The organism is Micropepsis pineolensis, assembly GCF_055392125.1.
The window spans coordinates 44,305-71,035 of sequence record NZ_AP042408.1; the positions used below are offsets into that span (position 1 = coordinate 44,305).

The following is a 26,731-nucleotide window of genomic DNA, read 5'->3' on the forward strand; positions in this document are numbered from 1 at the left end:
AAGACATGAAAAATTCCGGTGAACAGAAGTCGCAAGGCTGGATCGACACCTCCGTCATTCAGGAGCTGGCTAAGGTACTGAACGAGACCGGCCTTACCGAGGTCGAGATCGAACAGGGTGGTGCCCGCGTGCGGGTTGCCCGCCAGATGACCGGCAATTTTGTTGCCGCCCCCCAGATGGCCCCGGCCGCCCCCGCCGTAGCGGCGGCCCCGACGGCTGCGGCCCCTGCCGCCCCCAAGGGCCCGGCAGAAGGCGCCGTTCCCTCGCCGATGGTCGGCACGGTCTATGTCTGCCCCGAACCCGGCAAGCCGCCCTTCATCAAGGTTGGCGACACGGTCAAGGAAGGCGACACGCTGCTGATCGTTGAAGCCATGAAGACGATGAACCCGATTGCCGCACCACGTTCGGGCACCATTACGGAAATCTGCGTGCGCGACGCCGAGCCGGTTGAGTTTGGCCAAACCCTGGTTGTGATTGCCTGATGTTCGACAAAATCCTCATCGCCAACCGCGGCGAAATCGCGCTGCGCATCATCCGGGCTTGCCGGGAGATGGGCATTGCCACCGTGGCGGTGCATTCCACCGCTGATGCCGAGGCCATGCATGTCCGTTTGGCTGACGAGAGCGTGTGCATTGGTCCGCCGACCGCGACCCAGTCCTATCTCAACATTCCGGCGATTATCTCGGCGTGCGAGATCACCGGGGCTCAGGCGATCCATCCCGGTTATGGCTTCATGTCGGAAAGCGCCCGCTTTGCCGACATCGTGCGCGAACATAACCTGACCTTTATCGGCCCGACGCCCGAGCAGATCCGCCTGATGGGCGACAAGATCGCGGCCAAGGCGGCGGTCAAGGCGGCGGGGATTCCCACCGTGCCCGGCTCTGACGGTGCGGTCGAAAGCGATGATGTCGCCCGGCGCGTGGCCGAGGAAATTGGCTATCCGATCCTGATCAAGGCGTCGGCCGGAGGTGGCGGGCGCGGCATGAAGCTGGCGTTCAAGCCGGAAGATCTGCCGCTGGCCCTGTCAACGGCCCGCACCGAAGCCAAGACCTCGTTCGGCTATGACGCGGTCTATATGGAAAAATACCTGCAGAAGCCCCGCCATATCGAGGTGCAGGTGCTGGCCGACAATTTCGGCAACGTCATCCATTTGGGCGAACGCGACTGCTCGCTGCAGCGGCGTAACCAGAAGCTGATGGAAGAAGCCGGCAGCCCGGCGCTCAACGATTCCCAGCGTTACGAGATTGGCGAGATCGTCACCAGCGCGCTTAAAAAAATCGGCTATTCCGGCGCCGGCACGATCGAGTTCCTCTATGAGGATGGCAAGTTCTACTTCATCGAGATGAACACCCGTCTGCAGGTCGAACATCCGGTGAGCGAGGCTTTGTCGGGCATCGATATCGTGCGCGAACAGATCCGCATTGCCGCCGGTCTGCCGCTGGAGCAGAAGCAGGAAGACATCCAGCTGCATGGCCACGCCATCGAATGCCGCATCAATGCCGAAAACCCGTTCACCTTCCTGCCCTCGCCGGGCAAGATCACCCAGTTCCATGCCCCGGGGGGCCTTGGGGTGCGCTTCGATTCGGCGATCTATGACGGCTATAAGATCCCGCCTTATTACGACAGCCTGATCGGCAAGCTGATCGTGTTCGGCAAGACGCGCTATGAATGCCTGATGCGGATGCGCCGCGCGCTGGACGAGCTGGTCATCGGCGGTATCGAAACCACCGTTCCGCTGTTCCAGCAGCTGATGCGGGAAACCGACATCATCGACGGCACCTACAACATCCATTGGCTGGAAAAGTATCTGGCCGAAAACCGTCAGAAACCTGAAGACACGTCGGGGAAATAATCCCCGGCGTGCGCCGTGTCAGCCGCCATCTTAAAAGACGTTGCAAGGACGTTGGATGATGAAAAAACGCACCGGAGTGCTGGTCTTCTTCGCAACCGCGCTGATTGGCATTCTGGTGATGTGGCTGGCATCGGCCCTCAGGCCACGCCGTAAAGCGCTGCCGCCGGGCACGCTGGCCGATTATGTGCTGATCGAAAAGCGCAGCCACCGCCTGACCCTGTTCTTCAAGCACCGCCGCCTGAAAGCCTATCGCGTGGCGCTGGGCCGCGGCGGTCTTGGCCCCAAGCTGAAGCGGGGCGACGCCAGAACGCCGGAAGGCCTCTATCGCGTCGAAAAGCACATCAGCAAAAAGAAATACCGCCATTCGCTGAAACTCGATTTTCCGTCTGAACAGGATGTGGCGATGGCCAAACGCCGTGGTGCCCGCATGGGCGGCGATGTCCTGATCCATGGTCTGCGCAACGGTCTGGGCTGGGTCGGCCACTGGCACCGGGCGGTGAGCTGGACCAACGGCTCGGTCGGGCTGACCAATGACGAGATGGACGAGCTGTATCACGTCATCCCCGACGGCACGCCGGTCGAAATCCGGGCGTAAACGCACCCCCGCGGCCGTGACCACACGGGGCTTATCCAACGAAAACCGGGGCAGATTTTTGAGGCGGAGATGAGCCGCTATCCCAATATTGGATAGGCTGGGGCGCACGTTTTTCGCCCCCTCAAGACTAAGTAACATTGTAATACGTGAGCCCACAGCAAAGATACACATCTTGCGGACTGCGGAATATTATTTCAGAAATTACTGCATTCACTCCATGAACAGGCTTTTTCAGGCACCCCTCGCGTACCAGCCGCCCAGGCACCTCCGTCGGGATGGCCCGCCCCCTCCGTCTGTCGTGCTGACGCACGACATCCACCTCCCCCGCCGGGGCGGAGGAGGAGAAGGTGATTGCCAGCAGGGTTCCGGCATCTCGCCATGGCCGCCCACCGAGGCGGCCACCCAGATTCAACTCAAACCAAACAGCTCGCCGATAACCCGTGCGCAGCATGGCACAGCCGGGAAGCGCGAAGCGCAATAGGATCTGGAGGGTCAATACTGTTGCGGCAGACCTCGCACGATGACCGGCGCATCCTTCGTCACTCTGGCAAGCTCATCCTTCGACGGGCTCAGGATGAGGATTTTTTTGGAGGGGGAAATGTCTGGGGGCGCGGGGGCATGCCCCCGCAAAGTTTCTTCGTGCCAGAAAATTACAGCCTTCGCAAAGTTCCCTGCCCCAACGACACCTGAACCTTACAGCACCCGGCGGGCTTTGAAGGCGGCGGACAAAGTGCCTTCGTCGAGGTAATCGAGCTCGCCGCCGACCGGCACGCCATGGGCCAGCCGTGTAACCTTGACCCCGGCGGGTTCTAACGCATCGATGAGATAATGCGCGGTGGTCTGGCCTTCGACGGTGGCGTTCATGGCGAGGATGATTTCATCGACCTCGGCGGCGCGGGCGATGAGGGGGCCGATATTGAGCTTTTCCGGGGTGATGCCGTCGAGCGCCGACAGCGCCCCGCCCAGCACATGATAGCGGCCCTTGAAGACCGCGGCCCGCTCCAGCGCCCAGAGATCGGCGACATCTTCGACCACGCACAGAATGCGCAGGTCACGGCGCGGATCGCTGCACACCGCGCAGGGCGACACCGTATCGAGATTGCCGCAGGTTTCGCAGGGTTTGATGGCGGCATCGGCATCGACCAGCGCCTGCGCCAGAGGCTGCATCAGGGCTTCGCGTTTTTTGAGCAGCGTCAGGGCGGCGCGCCGGGCCGAACGGGGGCCGAACCCCGGCAGCTTGGCGAGAAGCTGAATCAGCCGCTCGATTTCCGGGCCGATGGACGCCATTACTCGTCGTCTTTTTCAGCCGGGGTTGGGGCCTCTTCGGCCACAATGTCCCGCACGGCCTGAATTTCGGCACCGGGGAAACGGTCCATCACCGCGCGCACCATGGGCTCCTGCAGCACGCGTTCATGGCGCGCCGCTTTGGCGGCCAGCTTCTGCTCGCGCAGCGTCGGCGCCCCACCGGCACGGGCGACCGAAACCACCCAGCGCAGACCGGTCCAGGCGTCGAGCTTGGATTTGAGATCGCCCGCCAGTGTCGCGGGGGCGCGCTCGGACGGGCAGAATTCGAGCCGCCCGGCTTCCAGCGAGATCAGATGAATGCAGGTTTCGATGTTGATCTTGAGCACCGGGGCGCTGTTGGCCGCCGCCAGTGCCGCCAGATCTTCCAGCGTGTGATATTTGCCCTCGGCTGCCGGGGCCGCCGCAGGTGCCGCGACAGGGGCCTGCATCATGGGGGCCTGCATCGGCTCGGACAACGCCATCGCCGCCGAGCCATAGCCGCCCGCCACCGCATGCAGATGGGCCCGTGGCGCACCGGATGGGGCCGATGCGGCAGGCCCCGCAGATCCGATGGCGGTGGAGCCACCAGATGATGGGCCACCAGATGACGGGCCACCGGCCGATACACCAGACTGTCCGCCCACGGACGATCCTGCCGGACTGCCCGCACCATCGAGAATATCGCGCACCAGCTTGCCCGCGGGGGGCAGATCGGCGGCAAAGCTTAAGCGGATCAGCACCATTTCACAGGCATCGAGCGGCCGGGTGGCATCGCGCACCTCGATCAGGCCTTTGAGCAGCATCGACCAGATGCGGGTCAGTGTCGGCACCGATAATTTCGCGGCCATTTCCGCCGCCCGCGCCGCTTCGGCCGAGCCGCCATCAAAGAAACCAATCGCCGTGGGGGCAAGCTTCAGCCGGGTGAGGAAATGGGTGGCTTCCAGCAGATCCTGCACCACCGCCATCGGATCGGCACCGCGATCATAGAGGCTGGACAGCAGCAACAGCGCATCCTGAATCCGCCCGCCCAGCACATACTCGAACAGATCGAGCACCTGACCACGGTCGGCCAGCCCCAGCATCTGACGCACCATCTCGGTATCGATGGCGCCTTCACTGTGGGCGATGGCCTGATCCAGGAGCGAAAGACTGTCACGCACCGAGCCTTCGGCGGCCCGCGCCACCAAATTCAGCGCGCCGTCTTCGATGGCGACATGCTCCTGATCGGCGATCGCGCGCAAATGCGTGGCCATTTCCGCGGTCTCGACCCGGCGTAAGTCAAAACGCTGGCAGCGCGACAGCACGGTGACCGGCACTTTGCGGATTTCGGTGGTGGCGAAGATGAATTTCACATGCGGCGGCGGCTCTTCCAGCGTCTTTAAAAGACCGTTGAAGGCCTGCTTCGACAGCATGTGCACTTCGTCGATGATATAGACCTTGTAGCGCGCCGAGGCCGGGGCATAACGCACGCCCTCGATAATCTCGCGCACATCGTCGATGCCGGTGCGGGACGCCGCGTCCATCTCCTGCACATCAACATGACGTGATTCGGCAATCGCCCGGCAGGGTTCGCACACACCGCAGGGGTGAATATCGGGCTTGTCACGCGTGCCGTCAGGGCCGACGCAGTTCAGCGCCCGGGCGATAATGCGCGCTGTGGTGGTTTTACCCACCCCGCGCACGCCGGTCAGCATGAAGGCGTGGGCAATCCGGCCCGAGGCAAAGGCGTTGCTTAAGGTGCGGACCAGAATTTCCTGGCCGATCAGCCCGGTAAAATCAGAAGGGCGGTATTTGCGCGCCAGAACCTGATAAACCGCCGGTTTTCCAGCGGGCACATCTGCGAGCAGCGCATCATCGCCCAACAGGGAAGGCATTGGCGAAGACGTCGGTGAAGGAGTCTGGGGATCGTCCATCTCACACAATCGCGCTACAGGTGGGATTTTTAAGGTGGGAGCCGGCGACAACCCGTTCCGACATCGCTACGGCTGCTTCCTTCCGGACCTGACCGGGTTCGCGAGCGGCTCGTCCGCCACCGACTCCCACGGGCGGTATAGGCGAAGACGAATAAAAACGCCAGATGGGAAATGCTGCGGAAAATACCGCTCAAAAAAGTCAGGGAAATTAAACCCACAGCAGGTATTGGCAAACCATGCTCGGCAAAAGCAACTGGAACCGACGCGGCAAAAGCGCTATGCGAAAAGCATGATCCCCTACACTGGAAATCCGCTCGACCGAAAAAGCGACAAGCGCCAGGACCCGGCCTGGGTTGCGGCCCACCGCAGCCATCCTGACAGTCTGTTTCTGCCTATGCGGGAAGGTACCCTTCTGTTCGCCCCGGCCGAGGTCGGCGATGGTTTGCGCCCGGCTTTTCTGCCCGCCACCGAATGCCCCAGACATCAGGGCGAGAGCATCCTGCTCGGCCTTGACGGAGGCCGCGCGCTGTTTGCCTGCGAAATTGCGGACGGTCCCACCGCGAGCGACGAGCGCGGCCATCTGGCCGAGCTGCGTCAGGGCGCGCCATTTTCCAGCCCGGCCGATCAGGCCCATGCCGCAGGCCCCGGTCTGCCCGGCCAGTTCGTCGATTTGCGCCGCGCCGCGCCGTTCCTCAGCGCCACCGATCTGGCGATTGCCGCCGAAGCCAAAGCGCTCAGCGAATGGCACCGGCGCAACCAGTTCTGTGGCAGCTGCGGCCACGCCACAGTCATCGGCATGGGCGGCCATCAGCGCCACTGCCCCCATTGCGGTGCCGATATTTTCCCGCGCATCGACCCGGCGGTGATCGTGCTGGTCACCCATAACGGCCGCTGCCTGCTGGCCCGCAACGCCAAATGGGAAGACGGCCGGTTTTCGACGCTGGCCGGTTTTGTCGAAGCCGGCGAAGGCATCGAGGAAACCGTGCGCCGCGAGATCATGGAAGAAGTCGGCGTTGCCGTCACCGCGGTGCGCTATTTTGCCAGCCAGCCCTGGCCCTATCCGGCAGCGCTGATGCTGGGTTTTTATGCCGAATGTGACGATGCGGCGCTGAAACTTGATCCGCAGGAAATCGCCGAAGCCGACTGGTTCACCCGCGACGAGGCCCGCGCCCTTCTGGAAGGCACCCACCCCAGCCGCCATGGCCCGATGACCACCGCCATCGCCTATCGGCTGATCCACAACTGGGCTTATGCCTGATGCGCCTGTGTTAACGGGCTTATTAACCAGCATCTTATCAAAACGGCACGGGCAATGATTAATATTGCCCGCGGCCCAATCTTAACATTCGATAAAATTTGAACGACTTTGTACCGCTATAATTTAGGTGCGAGGCGATAAGAACTACTACCTATTGACGATTCATCCTAAAAGTTGGCATTTTAGCCTTAACAATCGGATAATCATTACTTTCTATCGTAAGGCCATTCTGGTGCGGGGCAATTAATATGTTTGGCTTTGTTAACCGACGACTCTCGATTGGATCGCGGCTTGCCCTGGTCGCCATCCTGATGATTGTCACCACCGCGCTGGGCCTGATTATCCCCTTACAGCGCGGCATGGACCGGCTGCAAGCCACCAAAGCCGAGATCGCCGGTCAGCAGTATATCGGTGCTATCTGGCAAACCTTAATGACCGGCAACACCGATGCCACGCGCGATTTTACCGCCCTTAACAGCGCGCTGGGCACCGATGCGCAGTACAATGAATTTGCTGCCGCCACCACGCTGCCGGCGCGCGAAGTCGCGGTGAACAAGCTGATCCGCGATGTGGCCGCCCGTTCCGGCCTGATGCAGGACCCGGGCAGCAGCAGCTTTCACGTTGCCGAAGCCCTGACCCGCCGCCTGCCCGCGCTGGTGGCCGAGGTCGATGCGCTGACCGCCGCGATTGCCGCGCCCGCTTCGGAAGAACGCAAAATCCAGATTGGTGAGGCCCTTGCCAAGTTGGAAGTCGACAGCGACAGAACCAAAGCCGCCTATGACGCCGCGCTCAGCGCTGACGAAACCGGCACACTGGCGGCCAGTTTACGTGAACCGGCCGATGCCATTACCGCCAGTGTGGATAAGCTGATTGCCGCGGCCCGTTCGTCGTTCGATGCGCCCAGCCCCGATTACGATCAGGCGCGGGGCGATTTTGCCACCGCACTGACCGGCAGCTGGAACGCCAGCTTTGCCACGCTGCAAAGCCAGCTTGAGGCCCGCGTCAAAGCGATCTGGCACGTGACCTTTGTGGATATGGCCTGGGTGGCGGGGCTGGCGACGCTCACGCTGCTTCTGGTCTGGATGATTGCGGTGGGCTTAAAGCGCCGCATGCGCGCGCTTAATCAGGCCAGCAAGAAGCTCAGCCGTGGCGAGATGACCGGCGAAATTCCGTACAAGGAAGATCGCAATGAAACCGGCCGCCTTGCCGGCACGCTGGAACTGATCCGCAAGGAAATGCTGCGCCGCGAGGCCGAGGCCGCCAAACGCGCTGCCGATCAGACCGCCGCCGAAAAGGCCGCGCGCGCCGCCGCCGAAGCCGCCCAGCACACCGCCGAGCAGATGGTGGTCAACAGCTTTGGCGCCGGGCTCAAGGCGCTGGTGGCAGAAGACCTCGCCTTCCGGCTGAAGGTCGATATGCCCGCCGCCTATCGCGAGCTGCAAAGCCAGTTCAACGCCGCCATCGCGGACCTCGAAACCAGCCGGATTGAACGGGAAAACGCCGCCCGCAACCGCGATAGCGAACGCGATGCCGCCACCGCCGAAGAGATCGCCGCGCGCGAAGCCATCCGCCAGCGCGATATCGAAATTGCCACCTATGTCTTTGGGGAAGGCATCACCGCCCTGGCGGAGCGGAATCTGACCTTCCGGCTCAATTACGAACTGCCCGACTATTTCGAAGCGATCCAGACCGATTTCAACGCCGCCATCGCCGAGCTTGAGGCCGCGATGGGCGATATTGATCAGCGCAGCACCGATATTTCCAACCACGCCAGCGACATTACGCAAGCCGCCCGCGATATGGCCGAGCGCACCGCCCAGCAGGCCGCCGCGCTGGAGGAAGCCACCGCCGCCATCACCGAAGTATCGGCATCGGTGCACAAATCCGCCGAAAGCGCCCGCGAGGTCAATGCCACCGCGCTGAAAGCGCAGAGCAACGCCCGACGCGGCAACGAAGTCGCCAAAAGCACCATCGCCGCGATGGAAACCATCGCCGCTTCGTCAAGCGAGATTACCCAGATCATCGGGGTGATTGACGAGATCGCCTTCCAGACCAATTTGCTGGCGCTCAACGCCGGGGTCGAGGCTGCGCGTGCCGGTGATGCCGGTCGCGGCTTTGCCGTGGTGGCGCAGGAAGTGCGCGCACTGGCGGGCCGTTCCTCGACCGCGGCCAAGCAGATTCGCGCCCTGATCTCGACCAGCGAGCAGCAGGTCGTCAGCGGCGTCAAGCTGGTGCAGGAAAGTGGCGATGCCCTGGACAAAATCGTCGCCGATATCGGCACCATCTGTACACTGATGGAGCAGCTTGCCACCGCACAGGCCGAACAGGCCCGGGCGCTGGGTGAGGTCGATGCCACCATGATGCAGATGGACAAGGGCACCCAGGCCAACACCGCAATGGCGCAGGAAAGCCATGCCGCATCCGAAGCGCTGGCGACCTTTGCCAGCGATCTGGCCCGGGTGGTGGCGCAGTTCAATCTGGCCAAGGCCGCCCGCCGACGCGCCGCGTAAAGACCCGCATTTACAATAAAAAAAAGCCGCCGGATACGGCGGCTTTTTTTGTCGCGATGAGAGCGTTAGTTGCCTTTGGCCGCTTCGGCATAGCGCAGGCCCAGCATCAGCCCGCGCAGTTCGGCCAGCCCCCGCATGCGCCCGATGGCGGCATAGCCCGGCGTGATATTGGCCGCCTTGGCCAGATCATCCATCATGGTGTGACCATGGTCGGGGCGGAAGGGCAAGCGCCAGTCGGCCCGGCCTGCCGCACGGCGCCGATCCATCTCGTCAAACAATGTGCGCACCACCGCAGGCATATCGACCGAACCGGCCAGATGGTCGGCTTCATAGAAGGAACCATCCTCCTGCCGCTGGGTGCTGCGCAAATGCACCGCGTGAATACGGGGGGCAAACTGTTTGGCCATCGCCACCAGATCATTCTTCGGATTGGAGCTGAACGAACCGGTGCACAGGCACAGACCATTGGCCGGGCTGTCGACCATTTTGAAAACCTGTTCGACATGATCGGCCGTCGACACGATGCGCGGCAAACCCAGCACCGGAAAGGACGGATCATCGGCATGAACCGCCAGCCGCACGCCATATTTTTCGCAGGTCGGCACCACGGCTTCGAGAAACCGCGCGTAATTGGCCCGCAGTTTTTCTTCGTCGATATTTTTATACTTGGCCAGCATGGCGCGGATATCATCAAGGTTCAGCCCCATTTTGCAGCCGGGGAAAACATCGATGATATTTTTGATGAAGGCATCGCGCTGGCCCTCGTTCAAACCATCCCACCAGATTTTGGCCCGCGCGCGCTGGGCTTCGGTATAGTCCTTTTCGGCACCGGGGCGCTTTAAGGCATAAATCTCGAACGCCGCGAACTGGGCCGGATCAAAGCGTAAGGCTTCTGAACCATCAGGCAGACGATAGCGCATGTCGGTGCGGATCCAGTCGAGCACCGGCATGAAATTATAGATGACAAGGTGAATGCCTTCTTCCGCCAGATGGCGGATGGTCTGGGCATAATTGGCAAACAGGGTTTTGAGATCACCGCTGCCGGTACGGATATCTTCATGCACCGGCACGGATTCCACCGCGTTCCATTTGAGCCCGGCCGCTTCGACCACCGCCTTGCGTTCGGCAATAGCCGCACGTGGCCACAGATCACCATAGGGAATCTGATGCAGCGAGGTGAACACCGCGCTGGCGCCGGTCTGACGGATATAAGACAGCGGCACCGTGTCGGCCGGACCGTACCAGCGGAAAGATTCTTCCATCATGTTATCGACATGGTTCACGTTCATACCCGGACCCTCCTTGGGAGCGCTCCCAACTGATGCCAGAAAATATCGGCCAATGCCAGCAAAAAGACAAAAACATTTCAGGGTTGAACAGAGCCGTACGCAAAAGCGCTGCACATCACCATCAGGATGCAGCGGCACGACCGGGGCGCAGAAAATCGCGGATCAGCGCGGCGGCCCGCGCCGGGGCATCTTCCGGCCGCAGCCCGGTGGCCTGTGGCAGCGATGCCTGCTGCAGCGGTAAATAGCCTTGATGACGCACCGAAGCGCGGGCAATCGCCGCCATCACGGTGGCCGGATCGTCCACCACCTCGCCAAAGTGCCACGAGGCATAATTGACATCGTTCTGCCACGCCACGCCATGGGCGTTGAGGAAGACACACGGTCGTGGCCGCGACAGGAATTCATAAACCTGGCTTGAGACATCACCGAGATAGATATCCGCCGCCAGCGTGTAACTCATATCGCAGGAACGAGCCGAGCCGGGATCGACCACAATACGCCCCGGCAACGCCAGAGCTTCAAGCGCCGCCAGTTCTGCCGCCGAAGCCTGCCCCCGCATGCGGATATGCGGCGCAACGATCAGGTTATACTCGCTCTGGGCGGCAAAGGCGGCCACCACAGCCCGCCCCCACGCCGACCACGAGCCGAGCCGGTTGTCAAAATGCGGATTATACAGCACCACCGGGCGATCATTGCCGAACAAGGCGGTGCGGCGCTCCGCCGGATCGGCGGCAAAGCGGGCAATCGCCCCCAGCTTGACCGAACCGGAGACCGCGCAGCGTTCCGGCCGCACCAGCCCTTCGGCCACCATGCGGGCGGCATCCTTTGCCCCGGAAACAATCACCAGATCGAAACGGCGGATGCGGGGCTCGAACCCCTTGGCGCGATCCCCCGCCCCATGCGGCAGATGGATCATGCAGCGCACACCCATATGCTTGAGCATGGTCGAGGTTCGCTCGGTCACCACCACGGCATCGCAGCGCGCCAGATCGCGCCGGTTGCGCCACAGATAGAAGAATTTGAGGTTTTTGAGCCCGCACAGCCGGAGCAGCGGCCCCAGCGGCCAGCGCGGATTTTTGAGGGGCTGGCAGGTGAATGTGGCTGTTGGCCACGCATCGCGCACCCGTTCCAGCATGGCCCGGACATCATCGCCGATATAGCGGCATTCCACCAAAAAACGCCCATCGGCGGACAGTTCCGCCGCCGCCGGGGCAGCATGCAAAACCTGATGCGCCCCGCCAATGAACAAAAAGGCGACCCGCGTCCGGCCCGACGTCGGTGTATTCCGGGTCATCGCGGGGACCATGGGTGCGGCATTTAATAGCCCGCCTCTGCCAGAAACGGATTGTTCAGCCGTTCATAGCCAAAGCGCGACATCGGGCCATGGCCGGAGACAAATTCGACATCATCGCCCAGCGGCAGCAATTTTTCCCGAATCGAGCTGAGCAGCTGGGCATGATTCCCGCGCGGAAAATCTGTCCGGCCGACCGAGCCGCGGAACAGCACATCGCCGACGAAAGCCAGCCGGACATCCGGATGGAAATAGACGACGTGGCCGGGGGTATGACCGGGGGTGTGCAGCACCTGAAATTCAACCGTGCCGAAAGACACCGTGGCGCCATCATCGAGCCACTGATCCGGCTTACAGACCTCGGCCGTCTCAAAACCGGCTGTGCGGCGGTTTTCTTCCAGCGCATCCAGCAGAAACTGGTCATCGCGATGCGGTCCGATAATCGGAATGCCGCCCAGTTCGCGGGCCAGCTGCGTGGCACCAGAGGCATGGTCGAGATGGCCGTGGGTCAGGAAAATCTTTTCGACGGTGACATTCTGCCCGGCGATGGCCGCTTTAATCTTGTCGAGATCGCCACCCGGATCAATCACCGCGCCATCACGCGCGCTATCCCACAAAAGCGTGCAATTCTGCTGATACGGCGTGACCGGGATGCAAAATGCCTGAAAGGGAGGAGCCATTGTAAACTTCACCTGAAGGATTACGACCAAAACAAGGCAGGAGTGCCAATAAAGGACCGAAGCCTGTCACTCCTAACAAAATGCAGAACTTTGCGAAACAAGCTTTCAAAATGTTGAGTTGACCTGGCAACTGATGCGCCTAAGACACATATCATTGAGTTGCCGATTGTTGCGACTATGACACGCTAAACGACAAGGAATGTTTTGAATCCTTTTACAGAGATTTGCTAAAATAGATTTTCGGGAGGTGCCTGCACATTGGCGGGCGAAGCATGATGAAACGTCAGTTAGGCCGGTTGATCATATCCGTTGCGGGGGCTGCCATAATGGCGGCTGCGCTTACGGCTGTGGTAACGCCAGCGCAGGCGGCCGCACCGGCTTCCAGCCCGGTTTCCAGCCGGATTGACGCATCCGCCTTCGACGATATCGTCCAGTTGCCCGGCACGGCTTACGGCCCTGTGGATAACTCGCTCTACCGTTTGGGCGAAGTGGGCAACGAATTCGGCCTGATTGATGGAATCGGGGTCTATACCGGCCTCAACATGGACGTTGCCAGCGTCATCGACAGTTATGCCCGCGATACCTTCGGCGGGCTGTTCGCCTATTCCCCCGCGATCTATTCGCCCTATCTGAACGAGGCCAGCGGCGGGGCCTATGCCGGGCTTCGTATCATGCTGGCCGACGGGCTGCGGTTCAATTTCGGCCAGGCCTTCTCGCGCGCGGGTCGTAACCCCTATCTGCTCAGCGGGCGGGGGAACTGGGCGGGCTATGCCGCGCTCAGCGTGCCGTTCGACCGGATGAAGCACGATACCGTGCTGGCCGGCCTCAGCTGGGATTTCGCCAAATGGGGCGGGATCAGCATGGCTGCCGCCCAGACCACCACACAGGGCGGCATGGGCGCATTGGGCAATGCCGAGGCGGCGATCAGCCGTTCGCGCCTGATGAGCCTGGGCGTTGCGGCCCATGTCGGCTTTGGCAATGGCTGGGTCACCACCCTGGCCTATAATCAGGGTGCCTCGCAGCTCAGCATCAGCCCCGGCGCGGGTGACGAGGCGGTGCACAGCCAGTCTTACGGCATTGCCGTGGCCAAGCAGGGCCTGTTCGGCCATGACGCGCTGGGCCTGTCGCTGTCGCACCCGGCGGGTGGCTATAACACCCCCGCCAGCATCGGGGCCGAGATGCAGCAGTTCCAGTTTTACGGCCGCGATAAGCTGCTATCCGGGGTGATGCCCGAAACCGATATCGAGCTGGGCTATATCACCACCTTCATGGGCGGGCCGCTGTCGCTGCAGGCCAATGCGGGCTATCAGCTGCATTATAATGGCCAGAACCGCGACTCGCTGTCGTTCATGAGCCGGGCCAAGATCAAATTCTGATCCCCCGCCATAAGACTTAAAACCCAGGCGGATCGCCGAACCAAAGCCAAACTGCGGCGCGGTCTGGGCTTGACGGCACGCCGCCAGCCACTAAAACCGCGCAGCAATCACATTCCAGCAAAAGGGGACCGACATGGCCGGGCCGCAATTCGTTTACTTCATGAAGGGTCTGTCCAAGACCTATCCGGGCGGCAAACAGGTCCTCAAGGATGTCTGGCTCAGCTTCTACCCCGGGGCAAAAATCGGCATTGTCGGCGTCAACGGTGCCGGTAAATCGACCCTGATGCGCATCATGGCCGGGATGGATACGGAATTCTCCGGCGAGGCCCAGGCGGCAGACGGCGTGCGCGTCGGCTATCTGCCCCAGGAACCGCAGCTTGATCCGACCAAGGATGTGCGCAGCAATGTGATGGAAGGCGTGGCGGCCAAGCAGGCGCTGGTCGACCGCTACAACGAGATTGCCGCCAATTACACCGACGAGACCGCCGACGAAATGTCCCGCCTGCAGGACGAGATCGAGGCCCAGGGCCTGTGGGATCTCGACAGTCAGGTCGATCAGTCGATGGATGCGCTGGGCTGCCCCGAAGGCGATGCCGATGTCACCACGCTGTCGGGCGGTGAAAAGCGTCGCGTGGCACTGTGCAAGCTGCTGCTCGACGCCCCCGATATTCTGCTGCTCGACGAACCGACCAACCATCTTGATGCCGAGACGGTGGGCTGGCTCGAAAAAACCTTACGCGAATACAAGGGCTGCGTCATTCTGGTCACCCATGACCGTTACTTCCTCGACAATGTCACGGGCTGGATTCTGGAACTCGACCGCGGCAAGGGCATTCCGCACGAAGGCAACTACTCGAAATACCTCATCGAGCAGGAGCAGCGCTTCCTCAAGGAAAGTCAGGAAGATGCCGCCCGCCAGCGCTCGATCGCCCGCGAACGCGAATGGATTCAGCAAAGCCCCAAGGCGCGTCAGGCCAAATCCAAGGCGCGTATCAACGCCTATGAAGATCTGGTGGCCCAGTCGCAGGAACAGCGTAACGGCACCGCGCAGATCATCATTCCGGTGGCCGAACGCCTTGGTGATGTGGTGGTCGAGGCGGAAGGTCTGTCGAAAGCCTTTGAAGACCGGCTGCTGTTCGAAGATGTCAGCTTCAAACTGCCGCCGGGCGGTATTGTCGGCGTCATCGGCCCCAACGGTGCCGGTAAAACCACGCTGTTCAAGCTGCTCACCGGGCAGGAAAAGCCCGACGCTGGCAGCTTAAAAGTTGGCGAGACCGTCCATCTGGGCTATGTCGATCAAAGCCGCGATGCGCTGGATCCGTCCAAGACCGTGTGGGAGGAAATCTCCGGCGGCCTTGATGTGATCGAGCTGGGCAAGCGCACCATGAACAGCCGCGCCTATTGCGGCGCGTTCAACTTCAAGGGCGGCGACCAGCAGAAAAAGGTCGGTCAGCTTTCCGGTGGTGAGCGCAATCGCGTCCATCTCGCCAAGATGCTGAAGTCCGGCGCCAACCTGTTGCTGCTTGACGAACCGACCAACGATCTCGACGTCGAAACCTTGCGGGCGCTCGAAGTGGCGCTGGAAGAGTTTGCCGGTTGCGCCATGATCGTCAGCCATGACCGCTGGTTCCTCGACCGTATCGCCACACACATGCTGGCGTTTGAAGGCGACAGCCATGTCGAATGGTTTGAAGGCAATTATCAGGATTACGAAGCGGACAAAAAGCGCCGCCTTGGCATGGATGCCGACCAGCCGCACAAGATCAAATACAAACGCTTCGCACGCTGATCCTTTTTGCGATCTTCATAGACAAAAGGCCGGAGCAATCCGGCCTTTTTTTTATTATTGAGAACACCGCGGCATCAACCTAAGGTGTAAAACCAATTAGTATGAGGTGAGCATATGTGCGAACAACTACCTACAGCTACTGAAAAAAGCTCACCTCAAAAAATAACAGACCGTTTCACTCGATGGCAAAAAACCACCATTGAGCAAATGACATATTCAATAAATCTTACCTTAGGTTTCTCGGTCGCCACATTAGGGTACGAAGCCAGCATCGTTTTGCGAGACCATTTTTGGAATTTTAGTATTCAAAATAGGTGGGCATTTATATGCGAAATTATTTCATTAGCCCTCACTGCGCTCTCTACCTTTTTGCTGGTTACATCATGTGCGCTTGGACTCTTCTGTACAATAAACCGCTTGGCCGACTTTCGTCTAACGGCACAGATTTCTAGGAAAGACCACCAGAGAAGCAACTGTCATAAATTACTGGAAGATAGAATTTATTCAAAGATATTAGGAAAAAGAACTTGGTGCCTATTCAGATGGCATATTTTCACTTTTGGAGGAGGTATTCTTTTTGCAGTACTTGGGATATTAGTCTTGAGCATTTATAATTTTATGCGCTGATTTTTATGCGGATATAAGAACCTCCAATTCACCCTGGCCACCCACCAAGGCGGCCATCCAGAAATGCGAGTAAGGAAACGCCCCTTCCGCCTCGCTATTGCTCGGCACCTTCCCCGCGCGCGGGGCAGGAGAAGTGCCCGCGGGCTCATGCTTCGGGCGGGCCTCATCCTTCGACAAGCTCAGGATGAGGAGATTGGTATCGTTTCATTTTCCTCATCCTGAGCTTGTCGAAGGATGAGGCGGATGTGGATAAAACAACCCCGCCCCTACCCCGCCAGCGGCACGGCCTTTGTGATTGTTTTATCATCGCGGCGGATGGTCAGTGTGATCTCCTTCGCGGTGGGATCATCGATCTTGTGGCCGAAATCTTCCGGCCCTGATACGGGCTGACCATTCACGGCGGTGATCACATCGCCCACCAGAATATCGGCACCAAAGGCCGGGCTGTCATCGACCACCACGGAAACGCTGACGCCTTTGTTGGTGCCAAGCTCTTTGCGCTCGCCATCATCCAGCGCGCGATAGATCGCCCCGAAGCGCCAGCGGATTTTGACAAAATAGAACGCGGCATAATCGTTGTAATTGACCGTGACCGGCATCCAGACCATGTCCGGGCCATAGTAGAACCCGCGACGGCCCCAACCCGGTCCCCAGCCCCAGCCGTGCCCCCAACCAAACGGCCGGGGAGGCCCAAAGCGTGAGCCAAAGCGGGGCCCAAATCCGGGGCCATAAAAGGGTGACGGGCCGACCATATCGACCGGCTCAACATCGGTGACCGAACCGGTGTAGCGCGGCGGTAAAACCACCACCAGATCGGCACCAACGCGTTTGGCCTGCGCCACCGCATCGGTGTCATGCTGGCCCTTGCCGCTGTTGAAGACCGAGCTGCCGATCAGCACATAGCCGCGCTTGGCATAGGAGTTGACCAGCCAGTCGACATCCACATCGGGGTCGGTGCCGCTCCACGAGGCGTGGGCTAGCCGCGGATTTTCCGGTGCCGGTGCAACACGCTTGGTCGCCAGATCCGCCAGCGCGCCATCGGAAGGGGTGTAGTAGCGCGAATAGCCACCAACGCAGCCCGCCAGCAGCAGGGCCAGCCCCAGCCCGAAGAAACCGCGCAATATTGTTCTGTTATGCATCGCCATTCGCCATCCCCAAGATGTGCTGTGCCTGATGGGGCCATAAGCCCTTTGGGTTTAATATAGTCCCTGACCGGGCGGTCCGGGACTCCCATCCCCGACAAAAGCCGCTGATAAATATTAAAAATAAGAGAAACCCGCATTCACGCCAGCGAGAAAATCGGCCGCACACGCACCATCACCGCCGGCAATGTGCACGAAAAAATCGCCGATCTGGCGAAGGATGAGGATTTGTCCAAATTTATTCTGTAAGAAATTTGGCCTGTCCGCGAAACCTGCGCCGACAAGAGACCCACGTCCTAACCATAGAAAGATATGTCAAAGTCTGCATATGGTCATTGACCTGAGGGGCTTTCCCTGCGAAAACCGGCACTCTAGTTTGCCGAAAGCTTGTTTCTCCGGAGGTGCATATGGCACGCAAGGATTATCTGTTCACCAGCGAAAGCGTATCGGAAGGCCATCCCGACAAGGTCTGCGATCGCATTTCGGACGAGGTGGTTGACCTTTTCTTCCGTGAAGGCCCGAAATACGGCTTTCAGCCTAAGGATTTGCGCGTAGCGTGCGAAACCCTGGCCACGACCAACTTCATCGCCATCGCCGGTGAAACCCGCGGCCCCAAGGAAATCACCTTCGACATGATCGAAGCGGCGGCCCGCGAGGCTGTGCGTGACATCGGTTATGAGCAGGATGGCTTCCATTGGAAGAATGCCAAGGTGGATATCCGCCTGCATGCCCAGTCGCCGCACATTGCTCAGGGCGTTGATGCCTCGGGTAACAAGGACGAAGGCGCGGGCGATCAGGGCATCATGTTTGGCTATGCCTGCAATGAAACCCCGGTTCTGATGCCGGCCCCGCTCTATTACAGCCACAAGATTCTGGAGCTGATGGCCAAGGCCCGCCACGCTGGCAAGGCCCCCAAGCTCGGCCCTGATGCCAAGAGCCAGGTTACCTTACGCTATGTCGATGGCAAGCCGGTGGAAGTGACCCAGATCGTGGTCTCGACCCAGCATCTTGATGCCGCGATGACCTCGGCCGACGTTCGCGCCGTGATCGAACCCTATGTCCGCGAAGCCCTTCCGGCGGCGTGGCTGAACGACAAGACCGTCTGGCACGTCAATCCGACCGGCGCGTTCGTCGTTGGTGGGCCGGATGGTGACTGCGGCCTGACCGGGCGCAAGATCATTGTGGATACCTACGGCGGGGCGGCCCCGCATGGCGGCGGCGCGTTCTCGGGCAAGGATCCGACCAAGGTTGACCGTTCGGCGGCCTATGCCGCCCGCTATCTGGCCAAGAATGTGGTTGCTGCCGGTCTGGCCGACAAAGCCACCATTCAGCTTGCCTATGCCATTGGCGTATCCGACCCGCTGTCGGTCTATGTCGATCTGCACGGCACCGGCAAGGTGGAAGAAGCCAAGCTGGAACAGATCCTGCCGCAACTGGTCAGCTTAAAGCCGCGCGGGATTCGCGAGCATCTTGGCCTGAGCAAGCCGATCTATGCCCGCACCGCCGCCTATGGCCATTTTGGCCGTGAGCCCGATGCCGAGGGCGGCTTCTCGTGGGAGAAGACCGATCTGGCTGACAAGCTCAAGGCAGCATTCTGAGCCGTATATGACGGACGCGGAAACACATCCGCAGCAAAAGCTGTTCGGGCGGAGGAAAGGTCCAAAATCCTCCGCCCGTCAGTTTTTTTTGCGGGAAAAATTATTACCCCATCTGTTGCTGGATCTGGCGGCGCTGACCGAGCCGACAAAGGCTTTTGGCACACCGGTCGATGAGGTGTGGCTGGAGATTGGTTTCGGCGCTGGCGAGCATCTGCTGGAGCAGGCGCAGAATAATCCACACACCGGGCTGATCGGGGCGGAAGCCTATCAGTCCGGCACCGACAAACTACTGTCGAAGCTGGGTGATCTGACCGGGGACGATATCGAACGCCGGGGCGAGCTGCCGCAAAACTTACGCCTGTTCGAAGGCGATGGCCGCGATATTTTGGCCGCCCTGCCCGATGGATCGCTCAGCAAATTCTTCCTGTTGTTCCCCGACCCGTGGCCCAAGAACCGCCACGCCCCGCGCCGTTTTGTGCAGACCGAACTGCTCGACACGCTGGCGCGGCTGCTGCGCCCCGGTGGGGAGTTTCGGCTGGCCAGTGATGATGCGACCTATGTCGCGTGGTCACTGGAACGGGTCATGGCGCACCCCGATTTCACATGGGCGGCACAGGGGCCGGATGACTGGCGCGTGCATCCCACCGGATGGCCGGTGACGCGCTATGAACAAAAGGCACTGCACGGCCCACCGGCCTATCTGTCCTTTATACGGAAATAAGACAAACGGACGGGGCAACCCGTCCGTTTTTTTGCATCGCAACCATCTAAAAAAACGCCATCCTGCCGGGGCAGGATGGCGCAAGTCATCATAGGGAGAGAGAAAAATCAGTAGGCGTATTTGACCGTCAGCAGCATGGTGCGGCCGGTATCGACGGTATCAGTCAGCGCCGAAGAATATTTGCCGACCTGCGCCTTGTAGGACAGATCATTCATCAGGTTCGAGATCGAGAAGTCTGTACGCAGACCATAGCCGATATCGTAACCGACATGCAGATCAACGCGCTGCATCGGCTGCACCCACAGATCGTCCCAGCTTTCGCCCTGACTTAAATAGTCATAGTTCGATACGTAAGCGCCGGTGTAGTGCCAGATGACATCGAACTGCAGGCCATATTTATCATAGAACAGCTGCAGGTTGGCGACATTGGCCGGGGCATTCTGAATCTGCTCGTCATGCATGGTGGTGTTTTTGCCCAGATCGACCTTGGTCCAGTTGTGGGTGTAGTTGCCACCAACACCAAAGCCTGACATCCAGCCAGACAATTCTTCCAGCTTCTGACGGAATTCCAGCTCGACGCCATAGACATGGCCCGAACCGCCATTGGTCGGCGTGGTGACATTGGTCACCGTGCCGGAATTCACATAATCGGTGCCACTGTTATAGATGTAATGGGATAACAGCTTGGCAAAGGCCGACGCCTGCACGTAACCGCCATGGCCCGAATACCACTGACCCGACAGATCAAAGTTCACCGCGGTGACCGGCTTTAAGTTCGGGTTGCCCTGGGTGACGGTATTCGAATCTTCGCCATAGTCGATGGTGCTGTGCGCCGCCAGCTGCACAAAGGCCGGGCGGGTATAGCTGGTCCACACCGAGGCGCGATAGAGCGCATCTTCACTGGGGCGGTAATTGATAAACAGACTGGGCAGCAATTCGCTATAGCCCGTGTTGCTGGAGGTAAAGCCACCGCCCTGCCAGTTGCCGCTGCTGTCGTAATTATCAAGCCAGTAGACGTTGTGAATGTCTGTATGTTCAAAGCGTAAACCGGGGATCACTTCGAGCGGACCCCACACCAGATTGGCCGAGACATAGCCCGCCGTCACCGCTTCACGCCCGTTCTGGGTGTTACACAGGCCACCGATGGTGGTGCTGGCACAGCTGTCGGATTCGCCGTTGCTGTATTTATCAAACAGCGCCAGCAAAGCCTTCTGATTGATCTTCGGCACCGACCATGTGTACTGACCGGGATAGACCTCGTCCCAGCTGCCGCTGGTGATGCCGAGCGAGGCAAAGGAACGCCCGTCGCTGAATTTGGCATTGGTCCAGTCGGTATTATCGACATGACGCCAGCTGGTGGTGTGTTTGACGCCGAACTGAACCTGTTTCAGCGCCCCCAGATCGAAATCATACGCCCCATCCAGAATCAGACCGAGCTTTTCCTGCCCCGAATGCTGCACCGTCAGCTCGCCCGAGCGGCGCGCCGGGTTGGCGGTCAGATCATCCAGACGGGCCGCCATCGCACTGGTCAGCTGGGCGGTGGGGAAACCATCGCCATCCACAGTGGCCAGCGTGGTACCGCCATAGGCAAAGCCGTTCGACCCGCCACTGTCATTGAGCGGACGATCAGAAATTTCGATATGATTGGGCCGGTCGTTATTGCCCCAGCTGTAAAACACCTTGCCGCTGATGGTAAGCTTATCGAACTTGGTCTCGCCGCCGATCTGCGCGGTACCCAGATTGGCATTTTCCGGATTGGTTTCGTACCACAGCCGGGTCGAGACATCACCGATCACCGGCTGATACAGCCCCGTGGTGCCGATTTCGCTGCCACTTTTGCCGGTGCTGACATTCATGCCGATGATCTGGCTTAAGGTCGAATCCTGCCGGGTGTGGGCAAAGGCATAGGTGACGCGGCCATAGACATGCGTCGTGTCCGAGACATTCCAGTCGAGCGACGCATTACCGCCATAGCGCGAGGTCGAGCCGGACGAGATACCAACATTGTACCCGGTCGTTTCCAGATTCCTGGCCGGGTTATAACCCGACGGGTTTTTGCCATTGGCATCGGCCACCGCAAAGGCCCAGGCGCTGTCGCTGTGTGCCTCGGTCGCCACGCCCAGCTCGCTGTTGGCAAAGCGGCGCAAATCATAATAGGCGCTGGCATAAAAGCCGAACTGCTGGCGGCTGCCGAATTTCACCGAACCATCGGCGGATACCGAATAACCCAGCCCCTCGGCACCGTAATCCATCGCACGGGTTTCACCGCGCCCACCCAGCGTGGCGCTGAACGTGGTATCCTTGTCGAAATCGAAAGCGGTCGGTGTGCGGTAATCGATGCTGCCACCGATGAAATCGAGCTCGTCACCCGCACCACCGGTTTTATTGACCACGATGGTCTGAAGGCCCGATGGCGGCAGCAGCGATAACTGAACCTCGCGGCTGTAGGGCATGCCCTGCGCAACATCGACGCCGTTGATCAGGTTCAGCGTGAATTCCGAATTCATGCCGCGCACCTGCGCGAACATGCCTTCGCCGCGTGAGGCACCATCAATACCGCCAAAGAACGAATTGCCGGTGTTGGTCACGTTAATGCCAGGAAGCAGCTGCAACGCCTCGGCGGCGTTATGCACCGCGGTATGCGACAAATCCTCGGCGGAAATTACGCTGATGGTGTTGGCGGCGTTGAACTGTGCATTGTCGGCGGCATAACGGTTTGCCACCACATGCACGGTTTCCACCGTATCCGTATCATCGCTGGCGGCGGCCCACAACGGCACCGCAACAGCCGAACAGGTTACAACACTAACCAAAAGAACGGATCTTAAACGCATAAGCTACCCCTCTCAACCGAACCCACATGCAAGTCACTTGCTCACCGGGAACGGGCTGCTAGGTAGCGGCGCTGTAAAAAGCTTTTATGACCGTCCTGTTACGGTGGCGTTGCGTCGCAGGGTTTTTCGAAAACGTGACTTTTCCGCCGCAGCGCAGGCCAAACCGTGTACGGAGGGATAGGCCTGATCGCAGATTTGAATACGCCAGCCATATCAAGGGTTGCCGACAAAACGGAACCAGCACAGTATGGCCGCCGACCAAACACTCCACCAAAACGCTTATTATATAAAGATCAACTTTAAGGCAGACCACATGCGTGCAACATCCCGGCGGGGCCTGATCAAGGCCGCCATTCTTGGTGCGGGCGCCACTCAGTTGCCATCGGCGCTGGCAGCCCCCAGTCCCACGGCAAAGATCACCCCCACCACCTGCGCACCAACGCTGCACTATGGCCATGGCATTGAGGGCCAGCGCAAAGCGGATCTGGGCAATGGCACCTATGTTAACCCGATCATCCCGGGTGACCATCCCGATCCCACCATCCTGAAAGATGGCAGCGACTATTACATGACGTTTTCGTCGTTCCAGTCTTATCCCGGTGCGGTTATCTGGCACTCGCGTGATCTGGTGAACTGGGCACCGATCGGTCCGGCGCTGACCAAACCAATCGGCTCGGTCTGGGCAATGGATCTGGTCAAGCACAAAGGCCGCTATTTCCTTTACATCCCGACCACAACGGATTCCGGTCAGGGCGTTTATGTTATCCATGCCGATACCATTGCCGGGCCGTGGAGCGATCCGATTGATCTGAAGCTGTCCGGCTGTATCGACCCCGGCCATGCGGTGGGCGAAGACGGCAAGCGCTATCTGTTCGTCAACGGCGTGCGCCGTATCCGCCTGACCGATGACGGGCTGGCCACCATCGGCACGCTGGAACATGCCTATGATCCGTGGCACTACCCCGAGGACTGGGTGGTCGAAATGTTCTCGGCCGAAGGGCCCAAGATTATGCGCCATGGCGACTGGTTCTATCTGATCTCGGCCGTGGGCGGCACCGCGGGCCCGCCGACCAGCCACATGGTGATTGCGGCACGCGCCAAATCAATCGATGGCCCGTGGGAGGATTGCCCCCACAACCCGATCATCCACACCCAGAGCAAGGACGAGCCGTGGTGGTCACGCGGCCACGCCTCGCTGGTTGAAGGGCCGGGGGGTGATTGGTGGATGGTTTATCACGCTTACGAAAACGGTATGCGCACGCTGGGCCGCCAGACCATTCTGCAGCCGATGGAATGGACGGCGGATGGCTGGTTCCAGGCCACCGGCGGCATACTGGCGACACCGCTGCCCAAGCCGAAGGGGGCTAGCCCCAGCCCGTCCGGTCATGCGCTGTCGGATGACTTCTCGACCAACAAGTTCGGCGTACAGTGGAGCTTCTTCAATCCGCAAGGTAACGAGATGCAGCGTGTGCGCTATGGCGACCACGCTTTGCAGGTGGCAGGCAAAGGCACCGCGCTGGCCGATTGCTCGCCACTGACCTTTGTCACCGGCGACCGCAGCTATGAAATGGAAGTCACCATTGAACTGGGTCAGGGCGGCGCACAGGCTGGTATCACCCTGTTCTATAGCGAACGGATGTTCTGTGGCATCGGCTTCAATGGCGACGAGATTTTCAATTACATCTATGGCGAAGAACAGAAATGGATGCGCCAGAAGATGCCAGCCAAGACCGTGCGGCTGAAACTGCGCAACGAAGAAAACATCGTCACCCTGCATTACGCCATCGATGGCAAACCCTGGGTCAAATACCAGCAGCAGATGGAAGTCTCAGGGTTCAATCACAATGTCTTCGGCGGCTTCCTCAGCCTGAAACCGGGCCTGTTCTGCGCCGGCAACGGCACGGCCACATTTAAAGATTTCCGCTATCTCGGTCTGTAACTAAAGCACCCCTATGCCCCCATGTTTTGCCTGTCCTGGCTTGGCCCAGCAAAACATGGGGCATATCTCAGCGGACCGGTGTCGCGATCTGGTTTAATTCCGTCACCGCATCCACAGGCAATGTGATGGCAGCGGCAGCCAAATTTTCCTGCAAATGCGCAAGGGAAGATGTGCCAGGGATCAGTAAAATATTCGGCGCGCGCTGCAGCAACCAGCTCAGCGCCACCTGCATCGCTGTTACCCCAAGCCGCGCCGCCACCGCCGACAAGGCCGTCGACTGCAATGGCGTAAAACCGCCGAGTGGAAAAAATGGAACATAGGCGATCCCGTCGCGGGCGAGATCATCAATCAAGGCATCATCAGACCGCTGCACCAGATTATAGTTATTCTGCACACAGACAATATCGGCGATACGCCGCCCTTCAGCGATCTGCGTCGCAGTAACATTGCTGAGACCGATATGGCGCACCAGTCCTTGCCGTTGCAATTCGGCCAGTGCAGTGAGTGGCGCTTCAATCGAACCTTCTGCCGGACCATGGACACCAAACATGATACGCAGATTAACCACCTCCAGCACATCAAGCCCAAGATGGCGCAGATTATCGTGCACCGCCTCCGTCAGCGCTTCGGGTGAACAGGCATCCAGCCAGCCACCAGCGGCGTCACGCCGGGCACCAATCTTGGTGACCAAAACGAGGTCGGCGGGATAGGGCGCCAGAGCCTCGCGGATCAGAAGGTTGGTGACATGGGGGCCGTAAAAGTCACTGGTGTCGATATGGTTGATCCCGGCGGCAATGGCCGCACGTAATACAGCCAGGGCGGTCTCACGGTCCTTGGGTGGGCCGAACACACCTGGTCCGGCCAACTGCATGGCACCATAGCCAAGCCGTTTCAGCCGGTGGCCACCTAACGGATATGTACCGGATTGATCAGAATGGGACATGACGGACCTCTTCGAAATTGCCCTGCAGAAATAGACGATATCGCGCCGTACGATAATATGGTACAATCCGCACAAGCTGTTCGGAGGAGCGAACAATCGCAGCAGACCTATCTGACCTTAATGCCTTTGTAGCCGTGGCGCAGGCCGGGGGCTTTCGTGATGGCGCACGGGCCAGCGGGCGCAGCGCATCCGGCTTAAGTGAGGCCGTCAGTCGTTTGGAGACGCAACTTGGCGTTCGTCTTCTCAACCGGACTACACGTAGCGTGGTCACGACCGAGGCTGGCGCTGGATTGCTACAGCGGCTGAGCCCCGCCCTGACCGAAGTTGCCGCCGCTATCGATGCCGTGAACAGTTTTCGCGACACCCCGACGGGCACGTTGCGTCTGAACGTACCGGCCAGCGCTGCGCGGCTGGTGCTGCCACAGATCGTGCCGCCGTTTCTGGCTACGCACCCGGATATTCGCCTCGAAGTCATCACAGAAGAAAGCTTTGTCGATGTCATTGCGGCCGGTTGTGATGCCGGTATCCGTTATGAAGAACGACTGGAGCAAGACATGATCGCCGTGCCCATTGGCCCCCGCATACAACGCTTTGCGACGGCCGCGGCACCGGCCTATCTCAATCGCCATGGCCGCCCCGACCACCCACGCGATCTGCTGCAACACGCCTGCTTGCGCGGTAAATTTGCAAGCGGGGTAATGCCGCCCTGGGAATATGAACGTGATGGCAACGTACTTCTGATTGATCCCAGCGGCCCCCTGATCATACGCGCGGGCGGTGCGTCAGATTTAGCAATTGATGCGGCCATTGCCGGAACCGGTATTGTCTATTTGTTTGAAGACTGGCTGCGGCCCTATCTCAACAGCGGCACGCTCGAAGCGATCCTGGAACCGTGGTGGCAATCATTCTCGGGGCCTTCCTCTACTATCCCGGACGGCAGCTGGTGCCCGCGCCGCTACGCGCGTTTATCGACTACATCAAAAATTCAGCAAACAAAGCTTTTGCGCCGCCGTAAGAGGGGGCACCGTATCGTTTTGCTGTGCGTGCCATGGTTAACGCGACTACGGCCCACGCAACAACCACAACTTGT

At 59.9% G+C, this 26,731-nt stretch carries 19 protein-coding genes, 1 other RNA gene and 1 pseudogene; 12 read left to right on the plus strand and 9 right to left on the minus strand.

Translation table 11 applies throughout. The features are described from left to right. Window positions 1-5 precede the first annotated feature (5 nt). The 3 genes from accB to ACZ5RI_RS00175 are packed head-to-tail and all read left to right on the plus strand — an operon-like array spanning window position 6 to window position 2,447. Window positions 6-482 (plus strand): acetyl-CoA carboxylase biotin carboxyl carrier protein, encoded by a 477-nt coding sequence (gene accB, locus ACZ5RI_RS00165; RefSeq protein ID WP_464514092.1) that lies wholly within the window; start codon window positions 6-8, stop codon window positions 480-482. Further along, window positions 482-1,852, plus strand: coding sequence for an acetyl-CoA carboxylase biotin carboxylase subunit (gene accC / locus ACZ5RI_RS00170; RefSeq protein WP_464514093.1), 1,371 nt, complete (start codon window positions 482-484; stop codon window positions 1,850-1,852). Before accB ends, accC begins: the two co-directional genes overlap by 1 nt. A 55-nt stretch (window positions 1,853-1,907) precedes the next feature. After that, window positions 1,908-2,447 (plus strand): L,D-transpeptidase family protein, encoded by a 540-nt coding sequence (locus tag ACZ5RI_RS00175; RefSeq protein ID WP_464514094.1) that lies wholly within the window; start codon window positions 1,908-1,910, stop codon window positions 2,445-2,447. A 693-nt stretch (window positions 2,448-3,140) separates the two neighbouring features. On the opposite strand, the gene recR is transcribed toward ACZ5RI_RS00175, so the two are convergent. The 3 genes from recR to ffs all read right to left on the minus strand — a co-directional run bounded on the left by recR (window position 3,141) and on the right by ffs (window position 5,773). After that, the gene (gene recR, locus ACZ5RI_RS00180) at window positions 3,141-3,734 is read right to left on the minus strand and encodes a recombination mediator RecR (protein WP_464514095.1); all 594 of its coding nucleotides are present in this window, start codon (window positions 3,732-3,734) and stop codon (window positions 3,141-3,143) included. After that, window positions 3,734-5,605, minus strand: coding sequence for a DNA polymerase III subunit gamma/tau (locus tag ACZ5RI_RS00185; protein ID WP_464514096.1), 1,872 nt, complete (start codon window positions 5,603-5,605; stop codon window positions 3,734-3,736). The genes recR and ACZ5RI_RS00185 overlap by 1 nt, the downstream gene beginning before the upstream one ends. Window positions 5,606-5,676: 71 nt before the next feature. Then, window positions 5,677-5,773, minus strand: an RNA gene (ffs, locus tag ACZ5RI_RS00190) — signal recognition particle sRNA small type. 160 nt (window positions 5,774-5,933) lie between these two features. Here ffs and nudC point away from each other — a divergent pair. Together nudC and ACZ5RI_RS00200 are read left to right on the plus strand one after the other, a co-directional pair. After that, entirely contained in the window at window positions 5,934-6,902 is a 969-nt protein-coding gene (gene nudC / locus ACZ5RI_RS00195) for an NAD(+) diphosphatase (protein ID WP_464514097.1), read from the plus strand. A 248-nt stretch (window positions 6,903-7,150) separates the two neighbouring features. After that, window positions 7,151-9,412, plus strand: a complete 2,262-nt coding sequence (locus ACZ5RI_RS00200; protein WP_464514098.1) for a methyl-accepting chemotaxis protein — start codon at window positions 7,151-7,153, stop codon at window positions 9,410-9,412. A 65-nt stretch (window positions 9,413-9,477) separates the two neighbouring features. Here the strand turns inward: ACZ5RI_RS00200 and uxuA are convergent, their stop codons facing one another. The 3 genes from uxuA to ACZ5RI_RS00215 all read right to left on the minus strand — a co-directional run bounded on the left by uxuA (window position 9,478) and on the right by ACZ5RI_RS00215 (window position 12,672). After that, window positions 9,478-10,701 carry a mannonate dehydratase gene (gene uxuA / locus ACZ5RI_RS00205; protein ID WP_464514099.1) on the minus strand — a complete coding sequence of 408 codons (1,224 nt, stop codon included), beginning with the start codon at window positions 10,699-10,701 and terminating at the stop codon, window positions 9,478-9,480. A gap of 121 nt (window positions 10,702-10,822) precedes the next feature. After that, entirely contained in the window at window positions 10,823-11,995 is a 1,173-nt protein-coding gene (locus ACZ5RI_RS00210) for a hypothetical protein (protein ID WP_464514100.1), read from the minus strand. A 23-nt stretch (window positions 11,996-12,018) separates the two neighbouring features. Next, entirely contained in the window at window positions 12,019-12,672 is a 654-nt protein-coding gene (locus ACZ5RI_RS00215) for an MBL fold metallo-hydrolase (protein ID WP_464514101.1), read from the minus strand. Window positions 12,673-12,998: 326 nt separating this feature from the next. On the opposite strand from ACZ5RI_RS00215, the gene ACZ5RI_RS00220 reads away from it, so the two are divergent. The 3 genes from ACZ5RI_RS00220 (at window position 12,999) to ACZ5RI_RS00230 (ending at window position 16,464) form a co-directional block, all read left to right on the plus strand. Further along, the gene (locus ACZ5RI_RS00220; RefSeq protein ID WP_464514102.1) at window positions 12,999-14,048 is read left to right on the plus strand and encodes a hypothetical protein; all 1,050 of its coding nucleotides are present in this window, start codon (window positions 12,999-13,001) and stop codon (window positions 14,046-14,048) included. Between the two features lie 133 nt (window positions 14,049-14,181). Next, the gene (gene ettA, locus ACZ5RI_RS00225) at window positions 14,182-15,837 is read left to right on the plus strand and encodes an energy-dependent translational throttle protein EttA (protein ID WP_464514103.1); all 1,656 of its coding nucleotides are present in this window, start codon (window positions 14,182-14,184) and stop codon (window positions 15,835-15,837) included. Window positions 15,838-15,951: 114 nt separating this feature from the next. Beyond that, the gene (locus tag ACZ5RI_RS00230; RefSeq protein ID WP_464514104.1) at window positions 15,952-16,464 is read left to right on the plus strand and encodes a hypothetical protein; all 513 of its coding nucleotides are present in this window, start codon (window positions 15,952-15,954) and stop codon (window positions 16,462-16,464) included. A gap of 266 nt (window positions 16,465-16,730) precedes the next feature. Here ACZ5RI_RS00230 and ACZ5RI_RS00235 read toward each other — a convergent pair whose 3' ends face one another. After that, window positions 16,731-17,603 carry a PDZ domain-containing protein gene (locus ACZ5RI_RS00235; protein ID WP_464514105.1) on the minus strand — a complete coding sequence of 291 codons (873 nt, stop codon included), beginning with the start codon at window positions 17,601-17,603 and terminating at the stop codon, window positions 16,731-16,733. 410 nt (window positions 17,604-18,013) lie between these two features. Here ACZ5RI_RS00235 and metK point away from each other — a divergent pair, with 410 nt between their 5' ends. Together metK and trmB are read left to right on the plus strand one after the other, a co-directional pair. Then, a complete protein-coding gene (gene metK, locus ACZ5RI_RS00240) occupies window positions 18,014-19,204 on the plus strand; it encodes a methionine adenosyltransferase (RefSeq protein WP_464514106.1) in 1,191 nt (396 codons plus the stop codon). A 7-nt stretch (window positions 19,205-19,211) separates the two neighbouring features. Further along, a complete protein-coding gene (gene trmB, locus ACZ5RI_RS00245) occupies window positions 19,212-19,925 on the plus strand; it encodes a tRNA (guanine(46)-N(7))-methyltransferase TrmB (protein WP_464514107.1) in 714 nt (237 codons plus the stop codon). 107 nt (window positions 19,926-20,032) lie between these two features. Here the strand turns inward: trmB and ACZ5RI_RS00250 are convergent, their stop codons facing one another. After that, a complete protein-coding gene (locus ACZ5RI_RS00250; RefSeq protein ID WP_464514108.1) occupies window positions 20,033-22,759 on the minus strand; it encodes a TonB-dependent receptor in 2,727 nt (908 codons plus the stop codon). A 313-nt stretch (window positions 22,760-23,072) separates the two neighbouring features. Here ACZ5RI_RS00250 and ACZ5RI_RS00255 point away from each other — a divergent pair, with 313 nt between their 5' ends. Further along, the gene (locus tag ACZ5RI_RS00255; RefSeq protein WP_464514109.1) at window positions 23,073-24,698 is read left to right on the plus strand and encodes a family 43 glycosylhydrolase; all 1,626 of its coding nucleotides are present in this window, start codon (window positions 23,073-23,075) and stop codon (window positions 24,696-24,698) included. A gap of 67 nt (window positions 24,699-24,765) precedes the next feature. Here the strand turns inward: ACZ5RI_RS00255 and ACZ5RI_RS00260 are convergent, their stop codons facing one another. Next, a complete protein-coding gene (locus tag ACZ5RI_RS00260) occupies window positions 24,766-25,641 on the minus strand; it encodes an aldo/keto reductase family oxidoreductase (protein ID WP_464514110.1) in 876 nt (291 codons plus the stop codon). Window positions 25,642-25,736: 95 nt separating this feature from the next. Here ACZ5RI_RS00260 and ACZ5RI_RS00265 point away from each other — a divergent pair. Beyond that, window positions 25,737-26,656 (plus strand): annotated as a pseudogene (locus ACZ5RI_RS00265) (LysR family transcriptional regulator). The last annotated feature ends 75 nt before the right edge of the window (window positions 26,657-26,731 follow it).